Source organism: Novosphingobium sp. SG707 (genome assembly GCF_012275515.1).
GTDB lineage: Bacteria > Pseudomonadota > Alphaproteobacteria > Sphingomonadales > Sphingomonadaceae > Novosphingobium.
The window spans coordinates 35,633-42,390 of the sequence record NZ_JAAZQL010000016.1 but is presented as its reverse complement, the minus strand read 5'-3'; the positions used below and the strand labels follow the sequence as shown (position 1 = coordinate 42,390).

Annotated in this window: 5 protein-coding genes; 1 reads left to right on the top strand and 4 read right to left on the bottom strand. The window is 60.5% G+C overall.

The features are described from left to right. Positions 1–165: 165 nt before the first annotated feature. Positions 166–534 (top strand): hypothetical protein, encoded by a 369-nt coding sequence (locus tag FHW92_RS24395; protein WP_168605852.1) that lies wholly within the window; start codon positions 166–168, stop codon positions 532–534. A gap of 1,295 nt (positions 535–1,829) precedes the next feature. On the opposite strand, the gene FHW92_RS24390 is transcribed toward FHW92_RS24395, so the two are convergent. The 4 genes from FHW92_RS24390 to FHW92_RS24375 all read right to left on the bottom strand — a co-directional run bounded on the left by FHW92_RS24390 (position 1,830) and on the right by FHW92_RS24375 (position 6,627). Continuing rightward, positions 1,830–2,159, bottom strand: a complete 330-nt coding sequence (locus tag FHW92_RS24390) for a hypothetical protein (RefSeq protein ID WP_168605900.1) — start codon at positions 2,157–2,159, stop codon at positions 1,830–1,832. A gap of 460 nt (positions 2,160–2,619) precedes the next feature. Continuing rightward, complete coding sequence (locus tag FHW92_RS24385; RefSeq protein ID WP_168605899.1) at positions 2,620–3,423, bottom strand: DNA adenine methylase; 804 nt, start codon at positions 3,421–3,423, stop codon at positions 2,620–2,622. 175 nt (positions 3,424–3,598) lie between these two features. Continuing rightward, the gene (locus tag FHW92_RS24380) at positions 3,599–4,705 is read right to left on the bottom strand and encodes a phage portal protein (protein WP_168605898.1); all 1,107 of its coding nucleotides are present in this window, start codon (positions 4,703–4,705) and stop codon (positions 3,599–3,601) included. Between the two features lie 11 nt (positions 4,706–4,716). Then, on the bottom strand, positions 4,717–6,627 hold the full coding sequence (locus FHW92_RS24375; RefSeq protein WP_168605897.1) for a terminase family protein: 1,911 nt from the start codon (positions 6,625–6,627) through the stop codon (positions 4,717–4,719). Positions 6,628–6,758: the final 131 nt, after the last annotated feature.

Here is a 6,758-nt window from a genome sequence, read left to right as displayed (position 1 = left end):
AGCCGCATTAAAGGCCGGACACATGGCCGCACCGACCACCAAGTGCACACGCTCACCAAACCCCTTGCCAACGGAGAGCCGTCCACACATGGGCGGAAGCCGCACCTCTCGATATGGTGGATAGCGGTCATTCCCAACTAGCGCCTGTTCGAGTAGGCTGCTCAAATGAGCGACGAACGACCAAACCGAGGGCACATGGATGCCCATCCCCAGAACAACTGGGAAACGGTGCAATATGACGCACGCTATGATGTCTATTGGGTCGAAGCTGGCGGAGCCAAACAGGCCCTGTTTTTCTGCCCATGGTGCGGTGAACGCTTCCCGCCATCTCAACGAGATCGCTGGTTTGACGAACTTGAAGCGTTAGGTATCGACCCCTGCATTGGCCCCATCCCTGAAGACTTCCAGTCTAGCGCATGGCGAGGCGTTCCAGCAGCATTAGCGTCAGTTCGGCGGACCGGCGCTATAGGCGCTATAGAAGGGCGATACATCGATTTCTTCGATATTCCTTTAGACGACGGCGCGGACGAGTAAGTCCGCAACTGGGCGCGAGCCGCCCGTCTCGTTGTGGTGGTGAGCCGTCGTTCCGGCTTCATGAACAACTCGGTCCTTTCGGGTCTGCTGCGAATAGTTCGAAGCGGCGGAAAAGTTAGAGGGCGCGGACGGCCCTTTCATTGACGGCGAGAGATGAGAATGCGCAAAAGCGCGCTTGCGGCCAGCAAGAGAGGAGGCAGTACCTGCAAAGCCATGCTGCCTCCAGCTGCAAAGGTCCCGCATGGGCTTGGCGAATCGAAACCGTAAGGATTTGAAGTCGTGACGCTTATGCCCAAGAGCGGACAGGTCGCTCTCAACAAACTTTCCAGATGTAAGCTATAGGGTATGGATGCTAACGTGAGTCCTGCGAGAACCAAGGCTCGATTTGCGACTCTGATATTTAGAATATGCCCTTTGCCAAGGATGGCTACCAACAGCCAATGGGCCAAGACCATTGAGGTCACAGGCGCGTAAAATATCAACAATACGTGTCTGTAATTCGAAGCTCTCGCCGTGATTATGGTTTGATCCGTTATGCCGGATTGAACGAGCAAATGCAGAGCGAGCCAGTACTGGGCGCCTGCGAGCGTACCCAGCGAAATAAGTGAATTTGCAAGTCCGACGGATGCGCCTCTGAATAGTTTTGCCCTGTCTGATTTGCCCTCAAACACCTTCATTGGAACATCATACCTGATCAGTGAATGTCCGCAATGGTGTCGTGTCCGGAACGGCGCTTATCGTCGGAATTGGTGGGGAGCGGACATCGTTCAATAGGTGTCGTCACGCTTATGATAAGGCCGTAGTCGTCCGATGCGACGCGCAGTCAAATGCGGCAATCGGGTTTCGAAATGACGAAGCTCATTAGACGCATATCCGTCCCCGAGTTTGGCACCTTGCCTTAGCCAATATCGGTAGCCAGTTAGATCTCTTCGGTTGAAGCATTGCACCGCCAAGTGCTGGGCAGCGCGGACATTTCCAAGCCGGAATGCTCGATAATACAAGCCTGCGGGTGAGAAGGCGTCTGATCGGGCCCCCAAGTCTCCTGGCCATTTACTGGTTTCGCATATCCAGCAAGCCAGTTCGATCATGGCCTCGGCGTCACGCCGCAAAGCTAAATGCCACATGATCGGCACCCACAGGCCGGGTTTATGGTCGTAACGAATTGCCAGAGCCCTGAGGAACAATTGGTCGGAGCGAGCAGAGGCTGTACTTGGCATAGTTGCATGATGGCGGCAGGAGCCAGTGTCCGCAATCGTGTCGTGTCCGGAACGGCGCTTATCGTCGGAATATGATGGTTAGCTGCCACTCTGCCTTAAACGAGCAAACCAACCGATCATGGATGCACACACGGCAAGCGCGACGACCCACACTATGTAATCAGCTTTGAAGGAAAACTGCAGAGCCAATGGGATAACCGTGAAACCAATCAGCATCAGCGCCCCAGGGAGCCACCATAAACCGCGAGCAATCAGAACGATAAGCGAGGCAAGCGCGAATACCGCAAGCAGCATCAATGCCGTCGGAACTTTCGTTTGATCGGACCGCCAATCAAGGTTCAGATAGAAGATCCAGTAGCTTATCGTGAGTACTACGGCATAGGTGACGAGAAATGCGATCCGTTTCATCCAAAGATGATTGCAGCCGATCCGATTGTCCGCAAGTGGGCGGGAACCTCCCGTCTCGTTATGGTGGGAAGCGGACATAGGCTCGCAGGACCACTATGTCGCAAGCGCTCCCCCGCTATCGGATAATTCCCCGGTCCCGCATCCATTTCGAGACAGAACTAACGCCCGCGACGATGCCGACTATTCCGATCGCGGCCGTGAATTTGACGAATACGGATTCTTCGCTCGCGTGATCAACCAGCGCAGGCTCTGTAATCAGCAAACCAATGAATAGGCCTAAGGAAAGGACCGCTACAAGCGCTCTTGCTTTCGCCGAAATCTGCACGTTCCAAGCCCGATGCAACAAGCGCATGCTCAATTCCTCTAATGAGCAACCGAAGCAGCATTAAACTACTTGAGCCATCCTGTCGATGTCCGCAACTGGGGCGCCACCCGCCCTTCCACGGTGGCGCCCATTCCCTCACCCGCTGATAATTACCTCCCGCCCCTCCATGGCCTTGGCCTGACCGCCGATGGAATAGCGCACGCCAACCTCCTTGATGTCGAACCCGGCAAAGATCCGGCGTACCTCGGACCGGTCGTTGAGGGACAAGATAAACCGCCCGCTGATCCCGCGCAGCACATCGGCCATCTGCTCGAATTCCTCGCGCCCGAACATGCCCTTGCCATAGTCGCCTTCGCAGCCGTGATAGGGCGGATCGAGATAGAACAGCGTCCCCGCCCGGTCATAGCGCGCGACAAAATCCGCCCAGGGCAAGCGCTCGATCACCACGCTCGACAGGCGCTCATGCACTGCCTCGACCATCGGCCCCAGCTTTGACACGTCGAATCGCGCCGGGCTGGCGGGCGAGATCCCGAAACGCCTGCCCGCCACTTTCCCGCCAAAGGCACAGCGCTGGAGATACAAAAACCGCGCCGACCGCTCCAGATCGGTCAAACTTTCGGGCGGCAAGGCGGAGAGCTTTTCAAACCCCGCGCGACTCGTCACCTGCCAGCGCAGCATGTCCATGAAGGGCTGATAATGCCGCTGCACCACGCGAAAGAAGGTCGAGACATCCTCGCTCCAATCGTTGATGACCTCGGCATTGGGGCGCCGGTCGCGCCGGAAAAACACCCCGCCCATGCCGACAAACGCCTCGGCATAGGTCGCATGCGGCACGGCATTGATCCGCTCGACCAGGCGGCGCGAGAGGTTGCGCTTGCCCCCGATATAGGGTGCCAGCGGACGCACCGGCGCCACCTTTTCCGCCACCATTGCATCCATGTTGAAAGAAACCGGATTCGACTCTTGCATGCTCAAACTCTCATAGGCCCGCCGCCAGCGTTGGCACGGCGGGATGGCCCCATGACGGGCCCGATTGGGACATGACGAGCTCAATTCGTCGGATTGGGGCGCGCCAACGCCCCATCCCCCGCCGCATTCACCGGCGAGATGGATTTCAGGGGCGTCGCGCGCCGCTTGCGCCGCTGACCGCCACGATGGTTCCGTCCTGCTGGATCAACCGTCCATCGGCGCAGGTCCAGTCGCGGAAGGCCAGCAGCGGCACCCCGAACCAATCATTCATCCGCAGCATCCGGCGGATGATGGGAATGATCTCGGTCAGGTAAAACGTGTCCAGCGCCTCGCTCACCTTGCCGAAACCGCCGCTGTTCTGCGGGATGATCCCGATCAGCGGCGGCGGCATTCGATGCGCGGCCAGCATGTCGTCACGGCTGATATTCTTGACCGCCGTGAACTCGTCATGCGCGGTGATGTTGCCGATCGGCAGGATCTGGACGCCGTCCTTCTTCCCGCCGGGCGAGTAGATCAGCATATTCTTGAAATTGCCTGCGCCCTTGGACTGGCGGATCTTGTCGGTGATCGTGTCGACCATCTCCTGATCGGCCAGCGGATCGTTGATATAGAGAATGAAGCCCGCATGGTTGCCGTTGAGGTAATAGCGCCGCCGAAACAGCGTGGCATTTTCCGAGAGCAGCGCCGACTGCAATGCCGACAGCCATTCGGGCAGCCCATAGATCTCCTGCGCCACATCGGGCTGCATCAGATGGAACACGCGGCCCGGCGCAAACTGATGCTCCTGCCCCAGCGCGCCATTGACGAACCAATAAGTGTCCGCCGCCACGCCCGCGCGCGTGTGCACCGCCGGGCTGTGCTTGGCCGCCGCGATGCGGCCCGAGAGGTTGGGGACATTTTCCAGATAGCCATTGCCCATCTGGACAAAATCCAGCGCGAACCGCTCGAAATCATCGGCGCCCAGCCAGCGCGACGCCACCATCTGCGAGACCAGCAGATTGACCCGCAGGGCCACCGCGCTGCGATGATAGGGCGTGGCATTGAACACCTGCGCCAGCTTGCCCATCGGCAGCGGCGGCTCATACCAGCGGCCATTGTGCCAGACCTCGAAATAGGCCGACAGTTCGCGCCGATCGAGCACGCTCTCGGCATCGCCAAAGGTGAAGACATCGCCGCTCAGGGGCGCGGCTTTTGCGGGCGCACCGGCCTCCTGCTCGATCAGGGCCAGTTCTGTCTTGGGCGCATCAGTCATCAATCGGCTCCTCAATCGTCGGACGTCGCCACCCGGCCCCGGCTCGCCCCGCTGGCGGCCCCGGCATCGAGCGGTTCATTGGAAAGGGCGTTGAGCAAGGCCCACGCAAGGTCGGCATGGCCAATCTCGCCATTGCGGCGGGCGACATAGGTGACGCCGCGCCCGCTGCCGGTCAGCGCGGGCCGGATCGCCATCAAGGCCGCCATCAGGTCGGTCCACTGCTCGTCGAACTCGATGCGGCCGGAATTGAAGACATTCTGGGCTTTCACCACCAAGGCCGTCTTGCTGGCCACCGAATATTCGATCCGCCGGGCGCGCGGGAACCAGCCCACCACCAGCTCATAGACCGCCTGCCCCGCGCCGGTGGTGTCGATGGCGATATCGGTGACGTTGTACCGGGCCGCGATATCTCTGATGAAATCGGCCTGCCCCTGAAAGTCGCGCCCGTTGAGCCGGTATTTGGCCAGGACGCGGAACTTGCCCTTGCCCGGCTGTTCCGGCGGCGCCAGCACCACAAGGGCGGCATCATCGCGCCCCTGCTTGTTGGGGTCATACCCCAGCCACACCGGCTTATCGCCAAAGGGGCGCCCACCCGCCACCTCGGCCAGCGCAGGCCGGAAATCGCGCCAGCGATAGAAGGCATCGACGCGCGCGGGCGCGATCCGGCTGAACGGAAAGCTGCTCTCGCTGTCATCGACGAACTGGCAATTGTAGAGGTTCTCGAATTCCTCTTCGCTGCATTCGGCGCGCAGCTCCTCCTTGTCGATGCGCCCGCCTGCCCCGCCCGCGATGGCATCGTCGAGCGTGACCATCTGGCACCACGAGCCATCGGGCATGATGGCGCCGCCGCGCAGGTTCCGGTGGCTGATGTCAAAGGGCCGCTGATCGCCCTTCTTGCGCCCCCGGTTCCACTCCTCGCCGCTCCAAAAGGCATAGGCTTCATGGGTTTTGGTGCTGGGCGTCGAGAAATAGGTGCGCTTGTAGATGGTGAGCGTGGCCATCGCGGCGGCCACCTTGCGCAGCTTGGCAAAGCCATGGACCCAGAAGAATTCGTCGAAATAGAAGTCGCCGCTTTCGCCTTGCGCGGTGTTGCTGTTGGTGGACAGCGGATAGAGCCCCACCCCATCGAGCCGGATCTCGGCCTTGCCCGCGTCCTCATCGGCGGGATGCAGGTCGGAGAAATCCAGCATCAGCGGATTGCCCTTGAGATCGACGCCGGTGACGCGTTTTACCCAGCCGGTGATCTCGCGGATGAACTTCTTGGCCTGTCGCTCGCTGGCCGAGAGGAAGATCTGGTTGCGCGGCTGCTCACCATGGAGGACCGCCTCGCCAATCTTGGCCATGGCCTCACGCGCAAAATAGGCGGTGGCGCCGATCTGGCGGCTCTTGAGGATCTTGCGGGTGCGCTGATCGCGCTGCTCCCACCAGCCCTCCTGATAGTCATCGCACCATTCATGGAAGTCGGTGAGCAGGGCCTCCCACTGCTCAAGGCTAAGGAAATTCTTGCGCTTGTCCGCCCGCTTGGCCTTGGCCCGGTCATCATTGCGGCGGCCAACCGCCTCGTTGAGATCGCCCTCCTTGCCACTCTCATTGTATTTGCGGATGCGCGCGGCGGTCTGCATCTGGCGCATCAGAAACTCGACGCGCTTCATGTCGCCTTCGGTGAAAGGCTCCTTGCAAAGGTAGGTCGCCAGCTTGGCCTCGAGGTGATCCTCGACCACCTCGAGCGGACTGTCGGCATCCCAATCGCCCCGCCGCTTCCAACTGGCCACGGTGTTGTAATTCTCGCCCAGCTCACGCGCGATATCGGCCAGATCCCAGCCGCGATGATACAGCGACTTGGCCTCGCGGGCTTTGGCGCGCGTCACCTGACGGCTGTTCGCCGGGGGCGTCGGATCATGGGGGGCGGGTTTTGGGGTCATGATCCTGCCATGCCCTGATCGGGGGGCCCCGCGCGCCGGGGTGCCGGTGTAACCCGCCGGGTTACTGTGCCCGCGCGTTGCAGGAAGGCCGGTTGCCGTGGATTTCAGGGGTCAATGCTGATCCGCCCCGC

Excerpts from the sequence above, each read along its gene's own strand:
- FHW92_RS24375 (WP_168605897.1), bottom strand. The coding sequence starts at position 6,627 with ATGACCCCAAAACCCGCCCCCCATGATCCGACGCCCCCGGCGAACAGC.
- FHW92_RS24390 (WP_168605900.1), bottom strand. The coding sequence starts at position 2,159 with ATGAAACGGATCGCATTTCTCGTCACCTATGCCGTAGTACTCACGATA.
- FHW92_RS24380 (WP_168605898.1), bottom strand. The coding sequence starts at position 4,705 with ATGACTGATGCGCCCAAGACAGAACTGGCCCTGATCGAGCAGGAGGCC.
- FHW92_RS24395 (WP_168605852.1), top strand. The coding sequence starts at position 166 with ATGAGCGACGAACGACCAAACCGAGGGCACATGGATGCCCATCCCCAG.
- FHW92_RS24385 (WP_168605899.1), bottom strand. The coding sequence starts at position 3,423 with ATGGATGCAATGGTGGCGGAAAAGGTGGCGCCGGTGCGTCCGCTGGCA.